Consider the following 25,551-nt stretch of genomic DNA (forward strand, 5'->3'; position numbering starts at 1 on the left):
GCGGCCGGTCGCCGGCGCGCTGCCGTATAGTGTCAGGCCCTATTGTGACGCATCCGGCGCAGGCCGCGTGCGAGGAGTCCGGTGATGCGAGGTCTGACCGCAGTGATGACGGTGGTGATGTCGGTGGCAGCGGTGTTCGGCGCGCCGGGGCCGTCGGCGGCGGCCGAGAAGACGATCTCGGCCGAGGCCCTGGCGGCGCGTCTGGACGGACCGGCGCCGCCGACCGTGCTCGACGTGCGCAGCGCCGAGGAATTCGGCGAAGGCCGGCTGCCCGGCGCGCTGACGATTCCGCACGACCAGGTGCCGGCGCGTCTGGGCGAGCTCGGCGCGCCGCGCGAGATCGTGCTGTACTGCCGCAGCGGCCGGCGCGCACGGCTGGCCGGCGCCTCGCTCGAGGCGGCCGGTTTCGACGTGGCGTATCTGGAAGGCGACTATCCGGGCTGGGCCGCCGAGGGCCGTTCGGTCGAACGCGGCGCGGCGCCCGGTCCGGGCGGTCGCTGAGCGGACAGGCGCGCGCGATCCGGCGCCGGCGCCCCGTTCAGTCCATCTCGCGATCGCCGATCAGCACGACGTCGGCCGGCCGGCGCGCGAACAGTCCGACGCAGACCACGCCGGCGATCTGGTTGAGCTCGGTCTCCAGCGCGACCGGATCGGTGATCGACCAGTGGTGCACGTCGAGGATCCAGTTGCCGTTGTCGGTCACGACGCCGTCGCGCCAGACCGGCTGGCCGCCGCGCGCGACGATCGCACGGGCGACGTGGCTGCGCGCCATCGGGATCACCTCGACCGGCAGCGGAAAGCGCCCGAGTACGTCCACGCGCTTGGCCGGATCGATGATGCAGACGAAGCGCCGCGACGCGGCGGCGATGATCTTCTCGCGCGTCAGGGCGCCGCCGCCGCCCTTGATCAGGCGCTTGTGCGGATCGCATTCGTCGGCGCCGTCGACGTAGAGCGGCAGCTCGCCGGTCGCGTTGAGATCGAGCACCGGAATGCCGTGTTCGAGCAGCAGGCGCGTGGACTGCTCGGAGCTGGAGACCGCGCCCTCGATGTCGTGGCGGCGCTCGGCCAGCGCCTCGATGAAGTAGCCGACCGTCGAGCCGGTGCCGACGCCGACGACGCTGCCGGGTTCGACGTAGCGCATCGCCGCGCGTCCGGCCAGGCGCTTGCCTTCGTTCTGGATCGTGTTCATGGCGTCCCCTTCTTCTCGAGCGACAGGATGAAGTCCCACTGCGCGCGCGTGACCGGCAGCACCGACAGGCGGTTGCCGCGCCGGGTCAGCGCGAAATCGCCGAGCTCGTCGCGGTCCTTGAGTTCGGTCAGCGTGACGACGCGCTCGAGCTTGCGCCGGAAGCCGACGTCGACCAGCAGCCAGCGCGGCGACTCGCGCGTGCTGGCCGGGTCGTAGTAGTCGCTGCGGCGCTCGAACTGGGTCGGGTCCGGATAGGCCTCGCTCCTGACCTCGGCCAGGCCGGCGACACCCGGTTCGGCGCAGTTGGAGTGATAGAACAGGATGCCGTCGCCGATGCGCATGCCGTCGCGCATGAAGTTGCGCGCCTGGTAGTTGCGCACGCCGCTCCACGGCTCGACGCCGACGCGCTCGAGGTCGTCGATCGAGAATTCTTCTGGTTCGGACTTCATCAGCCAGTAGCGGCTCACGGCGTTTCCTCGGGCCAGCAGGCGATCAGTTCGCGTTCGGTGGCGACGTAGTCGAGCGGGACGTCCCACGGCGCCGGGGCGATCGCGGGCAGCTCCTGCACCGAATGGGCGACGCCGACCAGCAGCGTATCGGCCGGCTCGGTGCGCTCGCGCAGCCAGGCGAAGCTGCGGTCGTACCAGCCGCCGCCGTAGCCGAGGCGGCCGCCGCGGCGGTCGAAGCCGAGCAGCGGCACCAGGACCAGGTCGAGCCGGTGCGGCGGCAGCAGGGCCTGCGCGTCGACCTGCGGTTCGGGGATGCCGTAGCGGTTCGGTGCCACCGCGGTGCCGGCCGACCATGGCGCGAAGCGCAGGCGGCGGTCGGCGTGCACGACCGGCAGGTGGTACTGCTGGCCGCGTTCGCGCAGGCCCGGCAGCAGCGCGTGCAGCGACAGCTCGCCGTCGACGGCCCAATAGCCGGCGATGCGCACGTCGGTCAGGAAGTCGGGCAGCTGGTGCAGCTGTTGCGCCAGCGCGTCGGCGGCGGCGATGCGCTCGCGCGGACTCAGCGCGGAGCGGCGTTCGCGCAGACGGCTGCGCAGGGCCTGTCGATCGTCGGCGGTGTTCATCGCGTCGCAGGCGGGAAGAGGGGTGGCGTCCTCCGCGCTGTGGCGGTGCGCATCAAACGACCTTGATCCAAAGGATCAGGTGGGAAGAGTCGGCAGCGCCTTCAGGCTTTCCGCTCGTGGCGGACATGCGCACCGGCAGCTGCGTGGTCGTCCCGGAGTCGTTCAATAGGAGCAAGGCAATATGTAAGGTGCGCGATCGCACACTGCAGAGGACACCGGGGTCTATTGTAGTGACCCGGGGAAAGCGGCATCAAGCCTCGATTTGAGCGAACGCAGATCCTGAGCCAGCTGATCTTCACGACTGGCGCTGCTGCGCTGCTGGTTCAGCAGTTCGTGCGCGATGTTGAGGCCGGCCAGCACCGCGATGCGGTCCATGCCGAGCGCGCTGCTGCGGCTGCGCATCTCGCGCATCTTGCCGTCGAGATAGGCGGCGGCCGCGATCAGGCCGGGCCGTTCCTCGGGCGTGCAGGCGATCAGGAACTCGCGATCGAGGATGCGGACGGTGACCGGTTCGCTCATCGGGTCCTACTGCTCCAGCGATTTGAGGCGCAGGATCATCGCCTCGACCCGGCTGCGCGCCTGCTCGTTGCGCGCGAGCAACTGCGCGCGCTCGGACGCCAGGTGTTCCTGGCTCTGCCGCAGCACGCGATTCTCCTCGCTCAGCCGCCGGCACAGCTCCACCAGGCGATCGACGCGCTCGGTGATCTCGGCCAGTTGCGTCTGGGTGGGGTCGGTGGCGGACATGGCCGGGACTATAGCACCGGACCCCGGCGTTTTTTCCGGGCGCCGCTGCGCCCGGGACGGACCGCGCCCGGCCGGTCGCGCGGACGTTCCGGCGCCGCCGCGCGGGGCCGTTCGCGCGCCGGCCAGGATCGCCGTGGCACAGTCCGGGATCATCCGTCCCGAGACCTGCAGGAGCCTGCCATGATGCGTCCCGTTCTTTCGCTCGCGCGCCGCCTCGGTGCCGCGGTCTTGGCCGGCGCTGCCGCGCTCGCCGCCGCCGTCCCGCCGGTGCAGGCTGCCGCGGCGCTCGACACGCTGCAGCTGGCGCCGGGCTTCCGCATCGAGCTGTGGTCGGACCGGGTGCCGGATGCGCGCGCGATCGCGCTCGGCGCGCGCGGCACGGTCTTCGTCGGCTCGCGCCAGGCCGGCAAGGTCTACGCGGTCGAGCCGGCCGAGGACGGCCGCCGCGGCGGCCGTGTGTACGTCGTCGCCAGCGGGCTGGAGCAGCCGGTCGGCGTCGCGTTCCACGACGGCGATCTGTACGTCTCGGCGATCGACCGCATCGTCGTGCTGCGCGACGTCGAGCGCGACCTGGCCAAGCCGCCGAAGCCCGAGCTGGTCAGCGACGCGTTCCCGAAGGACAAGCATCACGGCTGGAAATTCATCGCGTTCGGGCCCGACGGCAAGCTCTACGTGCCGATCGGCGCGCCGTGCAACATCTGCGACCGCGGCGACGACTACGCCAAGATCGTGCGCATGAACGCCGATGGCAGCGGCCGCGAGGACGTGGCCCTCGGCGTGCGCAACAGCGTCGGCCTGGCCTGGCATCCGGCCACCGGCAGGCTGTGGTTCACCGACAACGGCCGCGACATGCTCGGCGACGACGGGCCCGGCGACGAGATCAACCGCGTCGACCGCCGCGGCGCCCACTACGGCTACCCGTACTGCCACCAGGGCGACCTGCCCGATCCGGAGTTCGGTGCCGGCAAGGCCTGCAAGGACTTCGTCGCGCCGGTGCGCGTGCTCGGCGCGCACGTCGCCGCGCTCGGCCTGCGCTTCTACACCGGCACGCAGTTCCCGGCGGCGTATCGCAACGCGCTGATCGTCGCCGAGCACGGCTCGTGGAACCGCTCCAAGAAGTCCGGCTACCGCGTCATGGCCGCGCGCCTCGACGGCGACCACATCGTCGGCTACGAGCCGCTGGTCGACGGCTTCCAGAAGAACGAGCAGGCGCAGGGCCGGCCGGTCGACGTGCAGGTGATGCCCGACGGCTCGCTGCTGGTCTCCGACGATCTGGCCGGGGCCCTGTACCGGATCAGCTACGGCGGCTGAGCTGGCGACTTTGCGCCGCGCGCGCGGCGCCGCCGCGGCCTGCGGCCGCTGCCCGTTTCGCGCGGAGCGTTCCTCGCGTAGGCTTCGTGGCGTTTCCGGCCCGTGCCCCGCGATGACCACCGTTTCGACTCCTTCCGCGTTCCGTGAGCAGCGGCTGCCGTCCTGGCGGCGCGTCGTCGTCAAGATCGGTAGCAGCCTGCTGACCGGCCCGGGCGGCGTCAGCACGCGCCACGCCCTGCGCATCGGCCACGCGCTGGCCGGCCTGATCGAGAGCGGCCGCGAGGTGCTGATCGTCTCCTCCGGCGCGGTCGCCGCCGGCCGCGCGCTGCTGCAGGCGCGCATGCCCGATGCCGGCGCGCTGTCGGCGCGCCAGGCGCTGGCCGCGGTCGGGCAGACCAGCGTCGTTGCGCTGTGGCAGCGCTTCTTCGACCGGCCGGTCGCGCAGGTGCTGCTGACCCACGACGACCTGCGCAGCCGCAAGCGCTATCTCAATGCGCGCAGCACGCTGCGCGCGCTGCTCGCGATGGGCGTGGTGCCGATCATCAACGAGAACGACACCGTCTCGGTCGACGAGCTCAAGCTCGGCGACAACGACAATCTGGCCGCGCACGTGGCGATGGTGATCGGCGCCGACCTGGTCGTGCTGCTGACCGACATCGACGGCCTCTACGACGCCGATCCGCGCCGTCATCCGGATGCGCGGCCGCTGCATCGCGTTGCCCGGATCACGCCGACGGTGCGCGCGATGGCCGGCGCCGCCGGCAGCGCGGTCGGCACCGGCGGCATGGCGACCAAGCTCGACGCCGCCGCGCGCGCCGCCGACGCCGGCATCCCGACCGCGATCGTCAACGGCACCTCGGCGCGCTCGATCGACGCATTCGCGCGCGACCGCCTGGTCGGCACCCTGGTCGCCGCCTCGCGCAGCCGGCCCGGCGCGCGCAAGACCTGGCTGCGCAACGCGCCGCTGGCGGCCGGCCGCGTCTGCATCGACGCCGGTGCCGCGCGCGCGCTGGCCGAGCGCGGCGCCTCGCTGCTGCCGCGCGGCGTGGTCGAGGTCAGCGGCGAGTTCGTGCGCGGCGACGTCGTCGAGATCGGCGTGTCGAGCCGCCGCGGCGTGCGCGCGGTCGCGCGCGGCGTCGCCCAGTACGGCGCCAGCGAGATCCGTGCGCTGATCGGCGCGCGCAGCGAGGAGATCGGCGCGCGCCTGGGCTTCAGCTACGGACCGGAGATCGTCCATCGCGACGATCTGGCGCTGGCATGAGCGCGCCCGCGTCCGCCACCGTTCCGCTGCGCGACCGGCTGATCGCCGCGCGCGAGGCCGCCATCGCGGTCGCCGCGCTCGATGCCGGCCAGCGTGCCGGCCTGCTGCGCGCGATGGCTGCGGCATTGCGCGCAGCCGCCGACCCGATCCTCGCCGCCAATGCGCACGACGTCGAGGCGGCACGCGAGCAAGGCCGCGCGGCGGCCCTGGTCGATCGCCTGCGGCTCGATCCGGGCCGGCTCGCGTCAGTTGCCGATGCGGTCGAGGAGGTCGCCGGCCTGCCCGATCCGGTCGGCGTCGTCACGCGCAGCGAGATCCGCCCCAACGGCATCCGCGTCGAGCGCGTGCGCATCCCGCTTGGCGTGATCGCGATGATCTACGAGGCGCGTCCGAACGTGACCGCCGATGCCGCCAGCCTGTGCCTGAAGGCCGGCAACGCGGTCGTGCTGCGCGGCGGCAGCGAGGCGCGCGCGTCGAATCTGGCGATCGTCGCGGCGCTGCACGGCGCGCTCGACGCGGCCGGCGTGCCGCGCGCGGCGCTGAGCTTCATCGACGAGCCCGAGCGCGACCGCATCCGCGAGCTGGTGCAGGCCGAGGACCTGCTCGACCTGGTGATTCCGCGCGGCGGCGAAGGCCTGATCCGCTTCGTCGCCGAGCACGCGCGGGTGCCGGTCATCAAGCACTACAAGGGCGTATGCCATCTCTACGTCGACGCCGCGGCCGATCTGGATCTCGCGCTGGCACTGCTGATCGACGGCAAGACGACGCGTCCTTCGGCCTGCAATGCGCTCGAGACGCTGCTGGTGCACCGCGACGTCGCGGCCGCGTTCGTGCCGCGCGCACTGGCCGCGCTGCGTGCGCACGGCGTCGCGGTGCGCGGCTGCGAGCGCACGCGCGCGGTCGATGTGGACGTCGCCGCCGCGGACGAGGACGACTACGCGGCCGAGTACCTGGACCTGATCCTCGCCGTGCGCATCGTCGACGATCTCGACATGGCGATCGCCCACATCCGCCGCTACGGATCGGACCATACCGAGGTCATCGCGACCGCCGATGCGGACGCGGCGCGCCGCTTCGAGCGCGCACTGCGCTCGGCGGTCGTCATGATCAACGCCTCCTCGCGCTTCAGCGACGGCGGCGAGCTCGGCCTCGGCGCCGAGATCGGCATCTCGACCACGCGCCTGCATGCCTACGGCCCGATGGGGCTGGAGGCGCTGACGATCGAGCGCACGATCGTGCGCGGCGAAGGCCAGGTCCGCCATGCGCCTCCTGTCGCTCGAGGGTAAGCTCGCCGCGGCGATGGCGTCCGCGGCCGCGCTGGCCGCGGGCCTGACCGCCGCGCTGCTGGTCTGGCTGCCGCTGCCCTGGGCCGCCGCAGTGGTCGCATTCGCCGTGGTGCTGCCGGTCGCGATGCTGGCGGCGCGGCTGATGGCGCGGCCGGTGGTCGAGCTGATTCGCGCCCTGTCCGGCAGCGCGGTCGCGTTCCGCGACGGCGACTTCAGCTTCTCGATCGCCGATCGCCGCCGCGACGAGATGGGCGATCTGGTCGCCGCGCACAACCAGCTCGGCCAGGTGCTGCGCGAGCAGCGCCGCGGACTGGTCGAGCGCGAGCTGATGCTCGACACCCTGGTGCAGCACTCGCCGACGGCGATGGTGCTGATCGAGTCGGGCGGTCACGTCGTCCACGCCAATCTGGCCGCGCGCGCGCTGCTCAACCACGGCCGCGCACTCAACGGCGAGCGTTTCGACGCGATCGTCGCCGATGCGCCCGAGCAGCTCGGCGCGGCGCTGGCCGATCGCGAGGATCGCCTGTTCTCGGCCGAGATCGACGGCGAGGAGGAAACCTTCCATCTGTCCCAGCGCGACTTCAAGCTGCAGGGGCGCGCGCATCGCATGGTCATGCTGCGGCGGATGACGCGCGAGCTGTCGCGGCAGGAAGTGGCGACGTGGAAGAAGGTGATCCGCGTGATCAGCCACGAGATCAACAATTCGCTGGCGCCGATCAGTTCGCTGTCGCATTCCGGGCGCGAACTGGCGCGCCGCGGCGACATCGCGCGCCTGGCGACGGTGTTCGAGACGATCGAGGACCGCGCGCGTCACCTGGAATCCTTCATCCAGGGCTATGCGCGCTTCGCGCGGCTGCCGCAGCCGCAGCCGCAGGCGGTCGCCTGGGCGCCGCTGCTCGAGGCGCTGGCCGCCCAGTACGCATTCACGCCGGCCGGGCCGCCGCCCGCCGAGCCGGGCTGGTTCGACCGCACCCAGATCGAGCAGGTGCTGATCAACCTGCTCAAGAATGCGCACGAGGCGGGCGGTCCGCCCGAGGGCGTCGAGCTGCGCGTGTCGCGGTCCGGGCGCGAGCTGCGCATCGACGTGCGCGACCGCGGCCCCGGCATGAGCGAGACCGTGCTGGCCCATGCGCTGCTGCCGTTCTATTCGACCAAGCGCAGCGGATCGGGTCTGGGCCTTTCGTTGGCGCGCGAGATCGCCGAGGCGCACGGCGGCCGCGTCCAGCTCGCCAATCGCGTCGACGGCGGCCTGGAGGTCAGCCTGCTGCTGCCGCAGCCGGACTGAGCGGTGCGCGCAATGCGCTCCAGGCGCGCCTCCGGCGGCGGTCGCGTCGACCGGTACCGGCGCCGGCCGATCGCATGCCGCCGATCGGCAGGGCACCGCTCGCGCCGCTGCATCGCGCCTTTTTCGCGCAACGCGCGCCTGCTATCGTGACGCACAGTCACGCAGGAGCCGACCATGCCGTACGTCATAGCCGCGATCGTCGCGCTCGCCGCGATCCTCTTGTTCAAGCTCGTACGCATCGTGCCGCAGGGCTGGGAATGGACCGTCGAACGCTGGGGCAAGTACACCCATACGCTGACGCCGGGCTTCCATCTGCTGGTGCCGATCATCCAGAACGTCGGCCGCAAGATCAACATGATGGAGCAGGTGCTCGACGTGCCCTCGCAGGACGTCATCACCAAGGACAACGCGGTCGTGCGCGTCGACGGCGTGGTGTTCTACCAGGTGCTCGACGCCGCCAAGGCCGCCTACGAGGTGTCCAACCTCGAACAGGCCGCGCTGGCGCTGATCATGACCAACATCCGCACCGTGCTCGGCTCGATGGACCTGGACGAGTCGCTGAGCCAGCGCGACGCGATCAACGCCAAGCTGCTCGGCGTCGTCGACGAGGCGACCCATCCCTGGGGCGTGAAGGTCAACCGCATCGAGATCAAGGACATCTCGCCGCCGCGCGATCTGGTCGATGCGATGGCGCGGCAGATGAAGGCCGAGCGCGAGAAGCGCGCCAACATCCTCGACGCCGAAGGCTTCCGCCAGGCGGCGATCCTCAAGGCCGACGGCGAGAAGCAGTCGGCGATCCTCGAAGCGGAGGGCAAGAAGGAGGCCGCGTTCCGCGAGGCCGAGGCGCGCGAGCGTCTGGCCCAGGCCGAGGCCAAGGCGACCGAGATGGTGTCGGCGGCGATCGCACAGGGCGACATCAACGCGATCAACTACTTCGTCGCCAACAAGTACGTCGAGGCGCTGCAGGCGCTGGCCAGCGCGCCGAACCAGAAGACGCTGATCCTGCCGATCGAGGCGACCGGCGTGCTCGGCTCGCTGGCCGGCATCACCGAGATCGCGCGCAGCGCGCTCGACCGGCAGGCCGCACCGCCGCCACCGCCGCCGGGCCGCGTACCGCCGCCGCAGGTCCGTTGAGCGGCGGGCGTGCGGCCGTACGCGTCATGCACGAAACGCAGCGGCATCGCGTTGCGCAGGCGAACGATCCGGAGCGGACGCGCTGGCATCGCGTGCCCGGTTCGACCGGGCTGCGGACACCGTCCGCGGCTCAACACACCGCTACAGGAGCGTGAACGATGAACTGGCTGTCCGACGGTCTGTCGCTGCACTACGGCTGGTGGCTCGCGGCCCTGGTGCTGATCGGCGCGGAGATCATCGCGCCGGGCTATTTCCTGCTGTGGATCGGCCTGTCGGCGGCGCTGATGGGCGTGCTGACGCTGCTGTTCCCGGATCTGGCGCCGCTCGTGCAGGCGATCGCGTTCGCGCTGCTGTCGCTGGCGACCTGCGTGGTCTACTGGAAGTACATCCGGCCGGCCGCCGAGCAGCGCGACGATCAGCCGCTGTTGAACCGCAAGGGCGAGCGCATGCTCGGCCGGCAGCTGGTCGTCGCCGAGGCGATCGTCCACGGCCGCGGCAAGGTCCGCGTCGGCGATACGGTCTGGCTCGCCGAGGGCGTCGATGCGCCGGTCGGCGCGACCGTCGAGGTGGTCGGCATCAACGGCACCACGCTGAAGGTGCGCGTGCCCGCGACGCCCTGAGCCCGCCCGGATCCGCCGCGCAGCGGCGCGCTCAGACCCGGCCGGCCGCCTGCAGCGCCGCGAACTCGGCGTCGTCGAACAGGCGCGAGCGGACCAGGAAGCGGACGCCTTCGCCGTTCTCGAGCGAGAACATGCCGCCGCGGCCCTCGACGACGTCGATGATCAGCTGGGTGTGCTTCCAGTATTCGAATTGCGGCCGGCTGATGTAGAACGGCGCGCCGCCGATCGCGCCGAGCTCGACGTCGGCGTCGCCGATCAGGAACTCGCCCTGCGGATAGCACATCGGCGAGGAGCCGTCGCAGCAGCCGCCGGACTGGTGGAACAGCAGCGGACCGTGGCGCTCGCGCAGGCGGTCGATCAGGGTGAGCGTCGCCGGCGTCGCGGTGACCTGGGACGGAGTCGGAGTCGGGGTCATGGGCTCGATCGTGCCGGTGCGGTCGGTCCGCGGCCGGATCGGCCGCGGACCGCGGGGGCGTCAGAAGAACACGATGCCGCCAAAGGACGCACCGTTCATCTTGACGGTTTCCCCGTCGAATCCCTTCGAGCGGGTCTGGCTGAGTTCGAACGCGAACGTCACGCTGCTGGTCAGCGCATAGTACGCGCCCGCGGTGGCGTTGCTGTTCTGCTTGAGGCCGCCGGTGGCTGGCTCGTCGTCGCGGTTGCGGCTGACGCCGTAGTTGAGGCCGAGCTTGAGCTTGTCGGTCGCCGCGAACGTGCCCTGCGCGAGCCAGTTGGTCGACTTGGTGTCCTCCTGGTCGCCGTCGGCGAGGATGCCCAGGCCCTTGCCGCTCTGCACGTTGGCCAGCGCCGCGAAACGGCCGGCCGTGAACGATGCGCCGACTTCGGCGCCGGTCATCGTGAACGCCTCGAGCGCCGGATCGGCGTCCTCGGCCGGATGGAAGCGCTGCGTCTTGGCACCGGCCCAGACCTTGAAGCCCTCGTTGCTCCAGGCCAGCTGGGCCTGCAGCTGCGGTTCGGACTTGGAGACGTGGTCGATGCCGTTGTCGACCGGGCTCATCAGGCCGGCGCTGAAGACGAAGCCGCCGGCCGGTGCCGAGGTCCAGGTCATCTGGCCGTAGTTGCCGAGCCAGCTGTAGCCCGAACCGATGTGGCCGAGCGTGACGCGGCCGCGCTGGGTGGCCTGGATCGGCATGCCGACGCCGAGCAGGGTCATGTCGGTGAGGATCGCGTTGGCGCCGAAGATGCCGTAGTCGCGGCCGAGCTTGAACGTGCCGATGCGGTCGTCGCCGATCGTGAAGAACGCCTGGCGTACGTCGACGCCGCTGTTGGCATCGATCGAGCTCGACGTCGCGGTATGCGCCATGATCGCGATCGTGCCGCCGATGTCATAGCCGCCCTGCGAGGTGCGGAACTTGGTGACCAGTGCATTGGGGAGCAGGCCGTTGCCGATCGTGGTGCGCTTGTCCTCGCCGCCGCAGCCGAGCGCTTGCCCCGCCAGCGCGAGTCCGCCGACCATCTCGTTGCCGCAGTCGGTCGCGGTGTAGTAGGCATTGATGAAGCCGCCGACGTCGATCGTCCAGTCGCCGGCTTCGATCTCGACCGCCTGCGCGGCCGGTGCGGCGCACAAGGCCGTCACGGCCAGTGCCAGCGCATGGCGCAGTGCGCAAGAATGACCGGCGCGCTCGGCGCGAATCGGACGCGTCGAGGCCGTGTGCTGTATCTGACTACGCATAGGATGATCCCTCCCAAGGGCTCGGATTGAACCCGGTGGTCCTCTACGCAAGCGATGTGCCACGGCAGCGCGTGTTGCAGCGAGTCATCGACTGCACGGGCGCACGGGCCGAATCGCGGGGTCGGCATGCTGTCATGCGTCATCGGCACTTGTTAGCGCGATGTTGGATTCCTGCACAGTAAACGTTCATGACTGTTTCGTTTCCGGGCCGTTGCGGGCCGGCGACGCCGACGCGGCGCGGCGCGGCTCTGACGGCAGACGCCGCGCCGTTCGCGTCATATTGCGATGCGACAGGATTTTTTCCTGTCGCCCGCAGAAGCCCCGCACGTGCACGCGGCTGCAGTGGCGACGCGGCCGCTGCCAGGTGGCCGCGCAGCGGCGCGCGGCGACGTCCGGAGCGGCGGAACGCCTCTGCCCGCCGCCGATGTCGCGCAGCGGACCGGCACCGATCGAGGCCCGCGGCGCCGCTCGCGGCGCCGCGGGCCTCCGCTCAGAAGAAGCCGAGCTTCTTCGGGCTGTAACTGACCAGCAGGTTCTTGGTCTGCTGGTAGTGGTCGAGCATCATCTTGTGGTTCTCGCGGCCGATGCCCGACTGCTTGTAGCCGCCGAACGCGGCATGCGCCGGATAGGCGTGATAGCAGTTGGTCCAGACGCGGCCGGCCTGGATCGCGCGGCCGAAGCGATAGGCCCGGTTGCCGTCGCGGCTCCATACACCGGCACCGAGGCCGTACAGCGTGTCGTTGGCGATCGCCAGCGCGTCCTCGTCGTCCTTGAAGGTGGTCACCGACAGCACCGGGCCGAAGATCTCCTCCTGGAAGATGCGCATCTTGTTGTGACCTTTGAACACGGTCGGCTTGACGTAGTAGCCGCCGGCGAGCTCGCCGCCCTGCACGTTCTGCTCGCCGCCGATCAGCACCTCGGCGCCTTCCTGCCTGCCGATGTCGATGTAGGCCAGGATCTTCTGCAGCTGCTCGCCGGAGGCCTGCGCGCCGACCATCGTGTCCGGATCGAGCGGCGAGCCGAGCCTGATCGCGGCCACGCGCTCGAGCGCTTTCTCGATGAAGCGGTCGTAGATCGACTCCTGGATCAGTGCGCGGCTCGGGCAGGTGCAGACCTCGCCCTGGTTGAGCGCGAACATCACGAAGCCCTCGATCGCCTTGTCGAGGAAGTTGTCGTCCTCGGCCATGACGTCCGCGAAGAAGATGTTCGGCGACTTGCCGCCGAGCTCGAGCGTGACCGGGATCAGGTTCTGCGAGGCGTACTGCATGATCAGGCGGCCGGTCGTGGTCTCGCCGGTGAAGGCGATCTTGGCGATGCGCGGGCTCGACGCCAGCGGCTTGCCGGCTTCCAGGCCGAAGCCGTTGACGACGTTGAGCACGCCCGGCGGCAGCAGGTCGGCGATGATCTCGACCAGGACCAGGATGCTGGCCGGGGTCTGCTCGGCGGGCTTGAGCACCACGCAGTTGCCGGCGGCCAGTGCCGGCGCGAGCTTCCACACCGCCATCAGCAGCGGGAAATTCCACGGGATGATCTGGCCGACCACACCGAGCGGCTCGTGGAAGTGATAGGCGACGGTGTCGTGGTCGATCTCGCTGATGCCGCCTTCCTGCGCGCGCACCGCGCCGGCGAAATAGCGGAAGTGATCCACCGCCAGCGGCAGGTCGGCGTTGAGCGTCTCGCGGATCGGCTTGCCGTTGTCCCAGGTCTCGGCGTGCGCGAGCAAGGTCAGGTTCTGCTCGATGCGGTCGGCGATCTTGTTGAGGAGGTTGGCGCGCTCGGCGGCACTGCTGCGGCCCCAGGCATCCTTGGCCGCGTGGGCGGCGTCGAGCGCGGCTTCGATGTCGTCCTTGTCCGAACGCGGAATCTCGCCGCAGGGCTGGCCGGTGACCGGCGTGACGTTCTGGAAGTAGCGGCCGTTGATCGGATCGCGCCACTGGCCGCCGATGAAGTTGCCGTAGCGCGCCTTGAACGGCGGACGCTGGGTCAGTTGCTGGAGTTCGAGCTTGGTCATGGGGTTCTCGCCGGGTCGGGATGACGGACAGCGACGGAGCAGGGAACGTGCCATGCGTCCGCTGGCAGTCGCCGTGCTGCAGCGTGTCAAACCCCAGCGCGTGCCCTGCCGAGCGCGACGGGTCGTACGCGCTGCGGCGCAGCAGGTGTCGCCGTCGGCGGCCTCTTGCGCCGCCGCGGGCGATGTGTTGTCTATCGGAACACCCGCCCGGACACCTGTCGCAGATTGCGACACCCGATGAAACGACCCGCTTCCGCCGGCACCCTCGAGACCGCGCGCCGCCGCTTCTTCGACGCCGGCCTGCTGCCGCACGGCCTGGTTCCGGAGCTGATCCTGCAGTCGTGGCGGCGCTGCCGCGACCACGGCCTCTCGGCCGACGAACGCCTGCACGTGGAGCCGGCCGCCGGCGCCGCGCTCGGCGAGTTCAAGGAGCGCCACGAGCGCCTGCAGCAGCTGTGCCGGCCCGAGGTCGAGGCGCTCTACGCCGACGCGCGCGCGACCGGCAGCATCGTCGTACTGACCGCGCCGGATGGCGTGATCCTCGACGCGCTCGGCCATGCCGATTTCCTCGACAAGGCCGCGCGCGTCGCGCTGCGGCCCGGCGTGCCGTGGAGCGAGACGGCGATCGGCACCAATGCGATCGGCACCGCGCTGGTCGAGCGCCGCGCGGTCGAGGTGCGCGGCGGCGAACACTACTTCCGGCCGCATCGCATGCTCAGCTGCTCGGCCGCGCCGATCCTCGATCCGACCGGCCAGCTCGCCGGCGTGCTCGACCTGTCCGGCGAGGCCTCGGTCCATCACACGCATGCGCTCGGCATGGTGCGCTTCGCGGTCGAGCAGATCGAGCACCGCCTGTTCATGCACAGCTTCGCCGGCGGCCACGTCGTGCGCCTGCATGCCGTGCCGGGCCTGATCGGCACTCCGCGCGAGGGCCTGCTGGCGTTCGACGGCGATCGCATCGTCGGCGCCAACCGGCACGCGCTGGCGCTGACCGGCCTGTCCTGGGACGAGCTCGGCCGCCGCCGCTACGCGGAGCTGTTCGCCTCGCCGATGCCGCGCGGCGAAGAGCCGGTCGAACTGCGCAGCCAGGCCGGCACCACGCTGCACGCCTGCCTGCGCAGCGGCGGTTCGCGCACGCGCGCGACGATGGCGGCTGCGCCGCACGGCACCGCCGCGCCGGCTGCGGTCCGCACGCCGCCGGCACCGCTGTTCGACGCCGAGCAGAGCCGCGTGCTCGAGCTCGCGCTGCGTCTGCTCGACGCCGATCTGCCGTTCGCGCTGATCGGCGAGACCGGCACCGGCAAGGAAGTCTTCGCGCGCGAGATCCATCGGCGCAGCCGGCGCGGCGACGGCCGTCTGGTCGCGATCAACTGCGCGGCGTTTCCGGAGGGCCTGATCGAGGCCGAGCTGTTCGGCTACGTCGGCGGCGCGTTCACCGGCGCGCGCCGCGAAGGCGCGCCCGGTCTGCTGCGCGAAGCGGATGGCGGCGTGCTGTTCCTCGACGAGATCGGCGACATGCCGCTGGCCTTGCAGAGCCGCTTCCTGCGCGTGCTGCAGGAACGCTCGGTTTCGCCGCTCGGCGGCGGACCGGCGGTGCCGGTCGACTTTGCGATCATCTGCGCGACCCACCGCGACCTGCAGAGCGAAGTCGAGGCCGGCCGCTTCCGCGCCGATCTGTACTTCCGCATCGCCCAGCACGTGCTGCGGCTGCGGCCGGTCCGCGAGCTGGACGACCGCGCCGGCCTGATCCGCCGGCTGTGGCGCGAGCTCGGCGGCGAGGCGGCCGGCATCGCGATCGGCGACGCTGCGCTGGACGTGCTGTGCGCGGCGCCCTGGCCCGGCAACTACCGCCAGCTGACCGGGACCCTGCGCGCGCTGCGGATTCTCGCGCCGGCGGCCGTGATCGAGCCCGAGCACCTGCCGGCCGAGCTGCGGCGCCTGCCGCCGCAGCCGCCCGCGAGTCCCGATGCCCACGCCGATCTGCATGCGCTCACCGAGGCGGCGATGCGGCACGCACTCGATGCCTGCGGCGGCAACGTTTCGGCCGCCGCGCGCCGGCTCGGTGTCAGCCGCAGCACGCTGTACCGGCGCGTCAGGCCCTGACGATCCGCCTTTGACGCAGGCTCGGCGGCGCGGCTAGGCTGATCCGATGCGCATCACGATCGAACTGGAACCGGCCGACCTGGAGCTGCTCGCGCACGCGCTCGAGGCCTCGCGGCGGACCGCCGCCCAGGTCGAGGAAGTGGACGTCATCGACGGCGCCAAGCACGCGCTGGACGGCCTGTGCGCCGGCTCGGTGCCGAGCTACATCCGCAAGCGTCTGGTCCATGTGCAGCGCCTGATCGTCATGCTCGAGGACGAGGCCTGGGCGCTGCCGGCGCCCGAGCGCCAGGAGGTGCTGGCGACGCTGGCCTACTTCAGCGATCCGGAAGACCTGATCGCCGACGACATCCAGATCATCGGCCTGCTCGACGATGCGATCGTGCTCGAGCTGCTGGTGCGCCGCCTGCGCCGCGTGCTGTCGGCCTACGAGCGCTTCTGCTCGATGCGGCGCACGCTGAGCGCGGCGCTCGAGGACCGCCTCGCGCTGGCGCGGCGTCTGGCCGCCGAGCGCGCACGCCTGCACGCGCGGATGCGCCGGGCGAGTGCGGCGGCGCGCGTGCCGGCGCCGGTCTGAGCCGGTGTCTGCCGCGGCGATCGCCGGCGGGGCCTGGGCTATACTCGCGCGCCCTTTTGCCGGTACGGTCCCATGCAGGTCGAGAACAACAAGGTCGTCGCCTTCCACTACAGCGTCAGCGCCGACGGCGATCCGGTCGACGGTTCGCGCGAGCGCGGCCAGCCGCTGGAAGTGCTGATCGGCCACGGCGGCATCATCCCGGGTCTGGAGAACGCGCTGATCGGCCATGCCGTCGGCGACCGCTTCGAGGTCAGCGTGCCGCCGGCCGAGGCCTACGGCGAGCGTCAGGCCGACTCGATCCAGCGCGTGCCGAAGAAATACTTCCAGAACGCGCATCAGCTGCGCCCCGGCTCGGTCGCCGTGCTCGCGCTGCGTGAAGGCGGCCATCGCCAGGTCAGCGTCGTCAAGGTCGGCACCAGCGTGATCGACGTCGACGTCAACCATCCGCTGGCCGGCCGCACGCTCGCGTTCGACATCGAGATCACCGCGATCCGCGACGCGACGCCCGAAGAGATCGCGCACCGCCACGTGCACGGCCCCGGCCACGCGCACTGAACATCCGCCGGGCATGTGATCGCGCCGTGCCCGGCTCTCGCCGCGCTGCGCGGCCGCGCAGCGGCTGCTCGCGCGCACCGCGCCGTCCCGCTTGACGGCACCGCTCCGTGCGGCATCCGCGATGCCGCGCGCCTGTACGCCGTCCTCCGTCGGCGCGCCGCGCCGACGCGGTTTCGCCTGCCGTATCCGATCCGCCGCTCGATGGCTCGCCGATCGCGTCGCCTCGCGGCTTGCCGGACATTGTGCGGCTGCGGTGAAAGGTCCGTCGGTCCGGCGCGGCTTTATCGGCCCGGACCGGTCGCCTAGGGTAACGGGCCGTCGTTGGTCCGCCATTCCGAGGAACCGTCCATGTCCGATCCGATCCGCGTCGTCGGCGTCGTCGCCAGTCTGCGCCAGGGCTCCTACAACCGTCTGCTGATGCGCGCCGCGGCAGAGGAACTGCCGCCGGACATGCAGCTGGAGCAGGCCGAGATCGCCGACATCCCGTTCTACGACGGCGATGTCGAAGCGGCCGGCCTGCCGGCGCCGGTCGAGCGTTTCAAGGCGCAGATCCGCGCGGCCGATGCGCTGCTGATCGCGACGCCCGAGTACAACTACGCGATTCCGGGCCTGCTCAAGAACGCGCTGGACTGGGCCTCGCGGCCGTCCGGCCAGAGCGCGCTGGCCGGAAAGGCGATGGCGGTGATCGGTGCCAGCACCGGCGTGCTCGGCACCGCGCGCGCGCAGATGCAATTGCGCCAGCTCGCGCTCGGGCTCGACGTGCAGATCGCGAACCGGCCCGAGGTTCTGCTCGGCCAGGCCGCGTCGAAGTTCGACGAGCACGGGCGCCTGATCGACGAGAATGCGCGCAAGCTGCTGCGCAGTCTGCTGCTGACGCTGCGCACGCTCGCCCTGCGCCTGCGCGGCTGAGCCATCGGGCGGCCCCGCGGCAGCAGCGGCAGCCGTCGCGCACCCGGTCGCCAGTCCCGAGCGCCGCAATGCCGCGCCTGCATGTCGCGGTGCCGGGCCGAATCGATCGCCGTGCCGAGGCACAGTGTCGCGTTGCCGTGACGGTGCGTCGCGCGCCGCGACGTCAGTCCAGCACGCGCTTGCCGTAGACGAAGTGCTCGCGCCACCAGGCGCCGTCGAGGCTGTCCAGGCGCACCGTGCCGCCGCTGTTGGGCGCGTGCACGAAGCGCTGCTCGCCGACGTAGATGCCGACGTGGCTGACTTCGCGGCCGGCTGCGAAGAACACCAGGTCGCCGGCCTGCAGCCGGTTGCGGCCGAGCGTGCGCCCGCCGAGCTGGGCGATCTGCCGGGAGCTGCGCGGCAGCTCGACGCCGGCGGCGTCGCGGAACACGTAGCCGACCAGTCCGCTGCAGTCGAAGCCGCCCTGCGGCGTGTTGCCGCCGTAGCGGTACGGCGTGCCGACCAATGCGATCGCACGGAACAGCACGGCATTGGCGGCATCGGCCTGCGCGCTGCCGGCGCGCGGCGGCGGAGCCTCGCGGCGGCCGCCGGCCGAGCAGGCGGCCAGCGCCGCGGCGATTAGGATCAGCAGCCAGCGTCCGCCCCGCATCGCGGTGACGGGGCGGCCGGCATGGCGGGGCGGGATGGACGGCGCGGTTGCGTACATCGGCCTACCGTCGCGTCCCGCTGCAGGCCTGTCAATCGCTGCACGGCGGCCGCTGCGCGGCCCTGCAGCGAAAGTGATCGGTTTCACGCTCCGCGGCCCGCGGTTGGCGCGGGCCTGCGCGTCACGCAGCCGAACCGCCGCAAACTGTCAGGTTCGGACGCCCGACGATGGTCTCGGTCTCGACCGCGGGGATCGCATCGAGCATCGAATCGTAGAGCGATTGCACGGCCTTCTCGAACGCATGCAGGCGCGCGGTGGCGGCATCGGCGACGGCGGCCGGGATCGTCTCGGCCTCGAGCAGGCGACGCAGCAGCAGGCGCTGCGGCTCGCCGAAGTCGGGGTCGCGCATCGCTTCGTCGAGGGCGCAGACGACGGCGGCGAGCCAGCCGGAGTTGGGCGCGCGCAGTGCGAGCAGCAGTTCGTGCGTGGGAACGGTCATCGATCGGCCTCCTGGGGAACGACCAGGATCGAAGCACGCTCCATGCCAAACGCAGCCGGAGCTGAATGCGCTACGCTTGCGGTTTGATCGTCGCGAGGCGCAGTCATGCGGGCCAGTTCGGTTGCCGGTCTCCCACGCAGCGTGTCGCCGCGGACCGCTGCCGGCGTGAGCCGGGGCTGTCTGCTCGCGCTCGCGGCCTTCCTGGCCGGCGCCGGTACGGCCGCGGCGCAGGCGCCGGCCGAGCCGACGCCGCAGCCGGTGCAGGCGGCGCCGATCGAACCCGCTCCGAGCGCCGCGACCGACGGGCCCGAGGCGCTGCCGCCGTCCGTGCCGTCCCCCGCCGCGGACGCGCTCGGCGCCTATGTCGACGGCCTGGTCGATGCGTACCGGCGCCGCGACGGTATCGCCGGCGTCGCCGTCGCCGTCGTCGACCGCGACGGCGTGCGCCTGCTGCGCGGCTACGGCTTGGCCGGCCTCGACCCGGCGCGGCCGGTCGATCCGGACACCACGCTGTTCCGGCTCGGCTCGATCTCCAAGACCTTCACCTACCTCGCCGCGATGCAGCTGGTCGAGCAGGGCCGGCTCGACCTCGACGCCGAGGCGAATCGTTATCTGCCGCCGGAGCTGCAGCTGCCCGACGACGGCTATGCGCCGGTGCGCGTGCGCCATCTGATGGAGCACACGGCCGGTTTCGAGGACAGCGCGTTCGGCCACCTGTTCGCGTTCGCGCCCGACCAGGTGCTGCCGGTCCGCGAGTACCTGCGGACCTGGCGTCCGCGCCGGGTCCGCGCGCCGGAGCAGTACGCGGTCTATTCCAACTATTCGGTCGCCCTGCTCGGCGAGCTGGTCGCCAACGTGGCCGGCCAGAGCTTCGAGCGGCAGATCGAGCGCGCGATCCTGGACCCGCTCGGCATGCGCCATGCGACCTTCCGCGAGCCGCTGCCGGCGGCCGATCCGCGCGCCGCGCCGGAGGCGCTGGTGCCGCTGTGGACGGCCGGTTTCGAGCGTACCGACGGCGGCTACACGGCCAAGCCGTTCGAGTACATCAGCCACGGTGGCGGCGCCGGCGCCGGATCGGCCAGCGCCGCCGACATGGCGCGCTACATGCGCATGCTGATCGGCGGCGGCACGCTGGACGGCGCGACGATCCTGGCGCCGGCCACGTTCCAGACGATGAGCCAGGTCGACTTTCGCAATGCCGAAGGCGTCGGCGGCATCGCACACGGCTTCTTCCGGCGCCCGTACGGCCGCTACGAAAGCCTCGAGCACGATGGCGCCACCTTGTTCGCGTTCGCGTCGATGGTCGTGCTGCCCGACGCCGGTGTCGGCGTATTCGTCGCCGCCAACACCGACACCGGCCGCCGCCTGGTGCGCGAAGTACCGCCGCAGATCCTGGCGCGCCTGGTCGAGGGCGCCGCCGCGGCGCCGGCGCCGCTGCCGCCGCCGGGCTTCGCGGCGCAGGCCGAGCGCTACGCCGGTCACTACATCGACGAGCGGCGCGCCCACACCACGCTCGAGAAGCTGCTGCTGACCGACGCCGACGAGGTGCGCGTGACCGGCGAGGGCTATCTGATCGTCGGCAGCGGCGAGCGTGCGCGCCGCTACGTCGCAGACGGCGAGGACGTGTTCCGTTCGGTCGAGGACAGCCAGCGGATCGCGTTCCTGCGCGACGCCGAGGGCCGCGTGACCGGCTATGCGAACGGCTATGGCCACACTGTCTCGCAGCGCGTCGGCGTGCTCGCGACGCCCGCTGCGCTGGCCGCCGCGGCCGCCGCGGTTGCGCTGCTGAGCCTCGGCGTGCTGCTGACCAGCTGGCGTCGCGCCGGCCGGCCGCAGCGCAGCCTGGCCCGCTCCGGGCGCGGCAGCGCGGTGCTGGTCAATCTGGCCGCGCTGGCCTGGCTGGCGTTCTTCGCCGGATCGGCGGTCGCGCTGGTCTCGTTGCAGGCACTCGGCGAGCAGGCGATCCGCGCCTATCCGACCCTGGCGATCCGTGTTGCGGTGGGGCTGGCCTACGTGGCCGCCCTGCTCAGCGTGCTGGCCGCGCTCGGCCTGCCGATCGCGCTGCGTGCGCGGACCTGGAGCCTCGGCCGCAAGCTGCGCCATCTGCTCGTCGTCGCCGCGATGGTCGCGATGGTGCTGTTGCTCGTGCACTGGAACGTGCTGCTGGCGCCGCTGGCGCTGGCCTGACGCGCGATGGCGAACGCCGGCGGCGACGTGCTGATCCTCGGCGGCGGCGTGATCGGCCTCGCCTGCGCCTGGTACCTGCTCGGCGAGGGGCGCCAGGTCACGGTGCTCGAGCAGGGCCAGCCCGGCCACGGTGCCTCGCACGGCAACTGCGGCACGCTGACGCCGAGCCATGCGCCGCCACTGCCGATGCCGGGCCTGGTCGGCACCGCATTGAAATGGCTGTTCAAGCCCGATGCGCCGCTGCGGATCCGGCCGCGCCCGGATCCGGCGCTGCTGCGCTGGCTGTTCGGGTTCGCGGGCCGCTGCAACTGGGACGACTTCCACCGCGGCACCGCGCTCAAGGCGCCGCTGCTGCTGCGTTCGTGCGAGCTGATCGCCGGTCTCGTGCGCGAGCAGCGCCTCGACTGCGAGTATCGCCACGACGGCACGCTCTACGTCTACCGCGACGCCGCCGCGTTCGAGGCCTCGGCCTGGCTGCTCGACGCGCTCGGCGCGGTCGGCGTGCCGGTCGAACGGCTCGACGGCGCCGCGCTCGCCGCTTGCGAGCCGGCGCTGCTGCCCGGCATGGCCGGCGGCTACCGCCATCCGGCCGACGCGCACCTGCGCCCCGATCGCTACGTCGCCGAGCTCGCGCGCATCGTGCGCGAGGCCGGCGGCGTCATCGAGACCGAGGCGCGCATCGAGTCGATCGAGCGCGACGGCCGCCGCATCGGCCGCGTGCGCACCACGCGCGGCGACTACGCCGGCCGCGAGGTCGTGCTCGCGCTCGGCGCCTGGTCGCCGCTGCTGGCGCGCCAGCTCGGCCTGCGTCTGCCGATCCAGCCCGGCAAGGGCTACTCGATCACCTACGCGCGTCCGGCCCTGTGCCCGACGCTGCCGATGGTGCTGCGCGAACGCAGCGTCTGCGTGACCGCCTGGAGCAGCGGCTACCGGCTCGGCAGCACGATGGAGTTCTCCGGCTACGACGCGCGCCTCAACCGCGTGCGGCTCGACGCGCTGCGCCGCGGCGCGGCCGAGTACCTGCGCGAGCCGGAAGGTCCTGCGGTCGAGCAGACCTGGTACGGCTGGCGGCCGATGACGCCCGACGATCAGCCGATCCTCGGCCGCGCGCCCGGCCTCGACAACCTGACGCTGGCGACCGGGCACGGCATGCTCGGCGTCACGCTGTCGGCGGTGACCGGCCAGCTGATCGCCGAGCTGCTGAGCGGCCGTGCGCCGTCGCTCGATCTGGCGCCGTTCTCGCCGGCGCGCTTCTCGTAGCGCGCGTTCGTCGCGCGTCCGGTTTTCGCGCCGCCGCGGCGTGCGATCGTGGCGCGTTCGTCGCGCGCTGCGCCGGTGCGGCGTCGCGCTCGCCGCGCCGTTCGCGCACGGATCGAACGCACAGGCCCGTGTCAGCGGCGCGTCCGGCAGCGGCGAAGATCGGGCAGGGCCCGTCCGGTCCGTCCCGGAGCGCGCCAGCGCCCGTGCATCGCGTTCGGCGCCAACGGGCGCATCGTTCCGCAGGGCCTTCCGACGCGTCAGCGGCGCGCCGCTGCGAGATCCGTGCCGATGGCGCGGCCCTTTTTCATGAATCGGCAAGTTTGAACCAGTTCGCATCCGGTGCGCGGACCCCACGCTACCTTCGTCCCATCCACGACCGTACGGAGTAGGAGACTAGGGGCAGGAAGCGGCGCGGGGTGACCGCTTTCGTCGCAGCAAGACCGGCAGGCCACGACAGGGATAGGGGGCGTGGCCGGCTGCGGATGCGACTGCGGTGTGGACGGAGCCTCATGACGGAGCCGCCGAGCGGCTCTTCTGGATTCCATACATGGTGAGGATTCAACTGATGAGGAAGTCGAAGACAAGCATTGGCATTTCCCGTACCGCGCTCGCGGCCGCCTGCATGATGCTCGCGGCTGCCGGCGGCGTCGCCCAGGCGGCCGTCAAGATCACCGCCGAGGAGATCGCCCTCTACGCCGACCGCGCGAATTTCGCCGTCGCCGATGCACCCGGCAGCGAGTCGCGCTTCATCGTGACCTATGCCGAGGGCACCGCCGAAAGCGGATCGGCGCTGTCGCGGCAGGCCGACTTCGCGCGCGTCGCCGCGATGACGGGACTGGAGATCGCGCACGTGCGCACGCTGGCGACCGGTGCCGAGCTGATCCGCATCGACGGTTCGCGCACGCGCCTGACGCGCGCCGACGACCTGGCGCGCGAGGTCATGATCGCGTTCGCGCGCAACCCGGCCGTCGCCTACGTCGAGCCCGATCGCCTGATGCGCGCCACGCTGACGCCCAACGACACCAACTGGTCCGGCCAGTGGGACCTGTGGGAAGCCACCGCCGGCATCAACGCGCCGGGCGCCTGGGACATCGCCACCGGCACCGGCGTGCGCGTCGCGGTCATCGACACCGGCATCACGCCACACAGCGATCTGTCCGGCCAGACGGTCGGCGGCTACGACTTCATCTCCAGCTCGACCACCGCGCGCGACGGCAATGGCCGCGACAGCAATCCCAACGACGAAGGCGACTGGTACGGCAACAACGAGTGCGGCATCGGCTATCCGGCGTCCAACTCCAGCTGGCACGGCACCCACGTCGCCGGCACGGTGGCCGCGGCCGCCAACAACGCCAAGGGCGTCGCCGGCGTCGCGTTCGGCGCCAAGGTCGTACCGGTTCGCGTGCTCGGCAAGTGCGGCGGCTCCACGTCCGACATCGTCGACGCGATGGTCTGGGCCTCGGGCGGCTCGGTCAGCGGCGTGGCGGCCAATGCCAATCCGGCCAAGGTGCTGAACCTGAGTCTCGGCGGCGGCGGTTCGTGCGGATCGTTCCAGGCCGCGGTCAACACCGCGCGCAGCAACGGCGCGATCGTCGTGGTCGCCGCCGGCAACGACAACGTCAACGTCTCCAACGCCTCGCCGGCCAACTGCGCCAACGTCATCGCGGTGGCCGCGCTGAACCGCTCGGGCAGCCGCGCGTCCTATTCCAACTACGGCGCCGGCATCACGCTGTCCGCTCCGGGCGGCCAGGGCGGCACCAATGCCGGCATCCTGTCCACGCTCAACACCGGTACCACCACGCAGGGCAGCGAAGCCTATGCCTGGTACCAAGGCACGTCGATGGCGGCACCGCACGTCGCCGGCCTCGGCGCACTGGTGTTCTCGAAGAATCCGGCGCTGACCGTCACCCAGGCCGAGAACTACCTCAAGAACAACGTGCGGCCGATTCCCGGTTCGTGCTCGGGCGGCTGCGGCCTGGGCCTGATCGATGCGCAGGCCACGCTGCAGGCGGTCGCCAACGACATGGGCGGCGGTTCCAACGCACCGCCGGTCGCGAACTTCACGTACACCGTCAGCGGCCTGACCGTGCAGTTCACCGACACCTCCACCGACAGCGACGGCAGCATCGTCGGCCGCGCGTGGACGTTCGGCGACGGCGGCACCTCGACCGCGGCCAACCCCAGCCGCAGCTACGCCGCGGCGGGCACCTACACCGTCAACCTGACCGTGACCGACGACGACGGCGCGACGCATACGCGTACGCAGTCGGTGACCGTCAGCAGCGGAGGCGGCGGCAACGTGCTGCAGAACGGCGTGCCGGTGACCGGGCTGTCCGCGTCGGCCGGGCAGGCGCTGACCTATACGATGGTCGTGCCGGCGGGCGCCACGGGCCTGAGCTTCCAGATCTCCGGCGGCAGCGGCGATGCCGATCTCTACGTCCGTTACGGCAGCGCGCCGGGCACGACCACCGGCACCTACGACTGCCGGCCGTACCTCAACGGCAATAACGAGACCTGCAACATCAGCAACGTCCAGGCCGGCACCTACTACGTGACGGTGCGCGCCTACTCGGCGTTCTCGGGCGTCAGTCTGGTCGGCAGCTACACGGCCGGCAGCGGCGGCAACGTGCTGCAGAACGGCGTGCCGGTGTCGGGCCTCGCCGCGACGCAGGGCAATGCGCTGCGCTACACGATCACCGTACCGTCCGGCGTGTCGAGCCTGGTCGTGACGACCAGCGGCGGCAGCGGCGACGCCGATCTGTACGTGCGCCAGGGCACCGCGCCGACGACCTCGAGCTACACCTGCCGCTCCTGGGCCAGCGGCAACACCGAGAGCTGCACGATCAACGCGCCGAGCGCGGGCACCTACCACATCATGGTGCACGCCTACTCGACGTTCTCGGGGCTGACCCTGCGGGCGACGTACTGAGGCTCCTCCGGCGTCCGGCTGCGGTCGGGCGCTTTCGACTCGCGGCGGGCAGCGATGCCCGCCGTTTTTTTTGGGTTCATCGCAGAAAACCGTGGACCGTTTGAGGCCCTATTCTGGTGCTTTCTTGGCCAGAGTCGGGGGGCGGACGTGTTCGATCGCAAGACGCTGCAGGCGCTGGGCTGCTGGACCGGCTATCGCCTGGAGCGGGTGGAGTGGCCCGATGGAGAGGCCCGCACGCTCTCGTTGCATCTGAAGCCGACCGGCAAGGTCATGTGGTGCGAAC

The 25,551-nt window shown here is 71.6% G+C and carries 24 protein-coding genes, 1 other RNA gene and 1 pseudogene; 15 read left to right on the top strand and 11 right to left on the bottom strand.

Annotation, left to right across the window (positions count from 1 at the left end; genetic code table 11):
- Positions 1–84 precede the first annotated feature (84 nt).
- Positions 85–501, top strand: a complete 417-nt coding sequence (locus tag VMR06_RS09745) for a rhodanese-like domain-containing protein (RefSeq protein WP_325375660.1) — start codon at positions 85–87, stop codon at positions 499–501.
- Positions 502–538: 37 nt separating this feature from the next.
- On the opposite strand, the gene rpiA is transcribed toward VMR06_RS09745, so the two are convergent.
- From rpiA to VMR06_RS09775, 6 genes are all read right to left on the bottom strand, one after another.
- Positions 539–1,189 (bottom strand): ribose-5-phosphate isomerase RpiA, encoded by a 651-nt coding sequence (gene rpiA, locus VMR06_RS09750; RefSeq protein WP_325375663.1) that lies wholly within the window; start codon positions 1,187–1,189, stop codon positions 539–541.
- Positions 1,186–1,638 carry an EVE domain-containing protein gene (locus tag VMR06_RS09755; RefSeq protein ID WP_325375716.1) on the bottom strand — a complete coding sequence of 151 codons (453 nt, stop codon included), beginning with the start codon at positions 1,636–1,638 and terminating at the stop codon, positions 1,186–1,188. The genes rpiA and VMR06_RS09755 overlap by 4 nt, the downstream gene beginning before the upstream one ends.
- 14 nt (positions 1,639–1,652) lie before the next feature.
- Entirely contained in the window at positions 1,653–2,261 is a 609-nt protein-coding gene (locus VMR06_RS09760; RefSeq protein WP_325375666.1) for a 5-formyltetrahydrofolate cyclo-ligase, read from the bottom strand.
- Positions 2,262–2,286: 25 nt separating this feature from the next.
- A non-coding RNA gene (gene ssrS, locus VMR06_RS09765) (6S RNA) lies at positions 2,287–2,476 on the bottom strand.
- A gap of 7 nt (positions 2,477–2,483) precedes the next feature.
- Complete coding sequence (locus tag VMR06_RS09770; protein WP_325375670.1) at positions 2,484–2,780, bottom strand: cell division protein ZapA; 297 nt, start codon at positions 2,778–2,780, stop codon at positions 2,484–2,486.
- A 6-nt stretch (positions 2,781–2,786) separates the two neighbouring features.
- Positions 2,787–3,005, bottom strand: a complete 219-nt coding sequence (locus VMR06_RS09775) for a TIGR02449 family protein (protein WP_325375673.1) — start codon at positions 3,003–3,005, stop codon at positions 2,787–2,789.
- 180 nt (positions 3,006–3,185) lie between these two features.
- Between VMR06_RS09775 and VMR06_RS09780 the strand changes: the two genes are divergently transcribed.
- The 6 genes from VMR06_RS09780 (at position 3,186) to VMR06_RS09805 (ending at position 9,902) form a co-directional block, all read left to right on the top strand.
- The gene (locus VMR06_RS09780; protein WP_325375675.1) at positions 3,186–4,316 is read left to right on the top strand and encodes a PQQ-dependent sugar dehydrogenase; all 1,131 of its coding nucleotides are present in this window, start codon (positions 3,186–3,188) and stop codon (positions 4,314–4,316) included.
- Positions 4,317–4,428: 112 nt separating this feature from the next.
- Positions 4,429–5,577, top strand: a complete 1,149-nt coding sequence (gene proB, locus VMR06_RS09785) for a glutamate 5-kinase (RefSeq protein WP_325375678.1) — start codon at positions 4,429–4,431, stop codon at positions 5,575–5,577.
- Positions 5,574–6,863, top strand: coding sequence for a glutamate-5-semialdehyde dehydrogenase (locus VMR06_RS09790; protein WP_325375680.1), 1,290 nt, complete (start codon positions 5,574–5,576; stop codon positions 6,861–6,863). Before proB ends, VMR06_RS09790 begins: the two co-directional genes overlap by 4 nt.
- Positions 6,838–8,148 (top strand): sensor histidine kinase, encoded by a 1,311-nt coding sequence (locus VMR06_RS09795; RefSeq protein ID WP_325375682.1) that lies wholly within the window; start codon positions 6,838–6,840, stop codon positions 8,146–8,148. The genes VMR06_RS09790 and VMR06_RS09795 overlap by 26 nt, the downstream gene beginning before the upstream one ends.
- Before the next feature lie 174 nt (positions 8,149–8,322).
- A complete protein-coding gene (locus VMR06_RS09800) occupies positions 8,323–9,282 on the top strand; it encodes an SPFH domain-containing protein (RefSeq protein WP_325375684.1) in 960 nt (319 codons plus the stop codon).
- A 158-nt stretch (positions 9,283–9,440) separates the two neighbouring features.
- Entirely contained in the window at positions 9,441–9,902 is a 462-nt protein-coding gene (locus tag VMR06_RS09805; RefSeq protein WP_325375686.1) for an NfeD family protein, read from the top strand.
- 31 nt (positions 9,903–9,933) lie between these two features.
- On the opposite strand, the gene VMR06_RS09810 is transcribed toward VMR06_RS09805, so the two are convergent.
- The 3 genes from VMR06_RS09810 to adh form a co-directional block, all read right to left on the bottom strand.
- Complete coding sequence (locus VMR06_RS09810) at positions 9,934–10,317, bottom strand: DUF779 domain-containing protein (protein WP_325375688.1); 384 nt, start codon at positions 10,315–10,317, stop codon at positions 9,934–9,936.
- Positions 10,318–10,377: 60 nt separating this feature from the next.
- Entirely contained in the window at positions 10,378–11,595 is a 1,218-nt protein-coding gene (locus tag VMR06_RS09815) for a porin (RefSeq protein ID WP_325375690.1), read from the bottom strand.
- A 490-nt stretch (positions 11,596–12,085) separates the two neighbouring features.
- Positions 12,086–13,606 (bottom strand): aldehyde dehydrogenase, encoded by a 1,521-nt coding sequence (gene adh, locus VMR06_RS09820; RefSeq protein WP_325375692.1) that lies wholly within the window; start codon positions 13,604–13,606, stop codon positions 12,086–12,088.
- A gap of 237 nt (positions 13,607–13,843) precedes the next feature.
- On the opposite strand from adh, the gene VMR06_RS09825 reads away from it, so the two are divergent.
- The 4 genes from VMR06_RS09825 to VMR06_RS09840 all read left to right on the top strand — a co-directional run bounded on the left by VMR06_RS09825 (position 13,844) and on the right by VMR06_RS09840 (position 17,747).
- Positions 13,844–15,709, top strand: coding sequence for a sigma-54-dependent Fis family transcriptional regulator (locus VMR06_RS09825; protein WP_325375694.1), 1,866 nt, complete (start codon positions 13,844–13,846; stop codon positions 15,707–15,709).
- Positions 15,710–15,755: 46 nt separating this feature from the next.
- A complete protein-coding gene (locus VMR06_RS09830; protein WP_325375696.1) occupies positions 15,756–16,283 on the top strand; it encodes a YkvA family protein in 528 nt (175 codons plus the stop codon).
- Positions 16,284–16,355: 72 nt separating this feature from the next.
- Complete coding sequence (locus VMR06_RS09835) at positions 16,356–16,838, top strand: FKBP-type peptidyl-prolyl cis-trans isomerase (RefSeq protein ID WP_325375698.1); 483 nt, start codon at positions 16,356–16,358, stop codon at positions 16,836–16,838.
- 348 nt (positions 16,839–17,186) lie between these two features.
- Positions 17,187–17,747: an NAD(P)H-dependent oxidoreductase gene (locus tag VMR06_RS09840; protein ID WP_325375700.1), complete on the top strand. Its 561-nt coding sequence runs from the start codon at positions 17,187–17,189 to the stop codon at positions 17,745–17,747.
- Positions 17,748–17,910: 163 nt separating this feature from the next.
- Here the strand turns inward: VMR06_RS09840 and VMR06_RS09845 are convergent, their stop codons facing one another.
- Positions 17,911–18,396, bottom strand: coding sequence for a C40 family peptidase (locus VMR06_RS09845; RefSeq protein ID WP_325375702.1), 486 nt, complete (start codon positions 18,394–18,396; stop codon positions 17,911–17,913).
- Positions 18,397–18,574: 178 nt separating this feature from the next.
- Positions 18,575–18,892 (bottom strand): hypothetical protein, encoded by a 318-nt coding sequence (locus VMR06_RS09850; RefSeq protein WP_325375704.1) that lies wholly within the window; start codon positions 18,890–18,892, stop codon positions 18,575–18,577.
- A gap of 165 nt (positions 18,893–19,057) precedes the next feature.
- Between VMR06_RS09850 and VMR06_RS09855 the strand changes: the two genes are divergently transcribed.
- The 4 genes and pseudogenes from VMR06_RS09855 to VMR06_RS09870 form a co-directional block, all read left to right on the top strand.
- Complete coding sequence (locus VMR06_RS09855) at positions 19,058–21,079, top strand: serine hydrolase domain-containing protein (protein WP_325375706.1); 2,022 nt, start codon at positions 19,058–19,060, stop codon at positions 21,077–21,079.
- A 6-nt stretch (positions 21,080–21,085) separates the two neighbouring features.
- On the top strand, positions 21,086–22,339 hold the full coding sequence (locus VMR06_RS09860; protein WP_325375708.1) for an NAD(P)/FAD-dependent oxidoreductase: 1,254 nt from the start codon (positions 21,086–21,088) through the stop codon (positions 22,337–22,339).
- A 565-nt stretch (positions 22,340–22,904) separates the two neighbouring features.
- On the top strand, positions 22,905–25,268 hold the full coding sequence (locus VMR06_RS09865; protein ID WP_325375710.1) for a S8 family serine peptidase: 2,364 nt from the start codon (positions 22,905–22,907) through the stop codon (positions 25,266–25,268).
- 147 nt (positions 25,269–25,415) lie between these two features.
- Positions 25,416–25,551 (top strand): annotated as a pseudogene (locus VMR06_RS09870) (ISL3 family transposase); the annotation flags it as partial.

This window comes from Dokdonella sp. (assembly GCF_035511235.1).
Taxonomy (GTDB): Bacteria; Pseudomonadota; Gammaproteobacteria; order Xanthomonadales; family Rhodanobacteraceae; genus Dokdonella.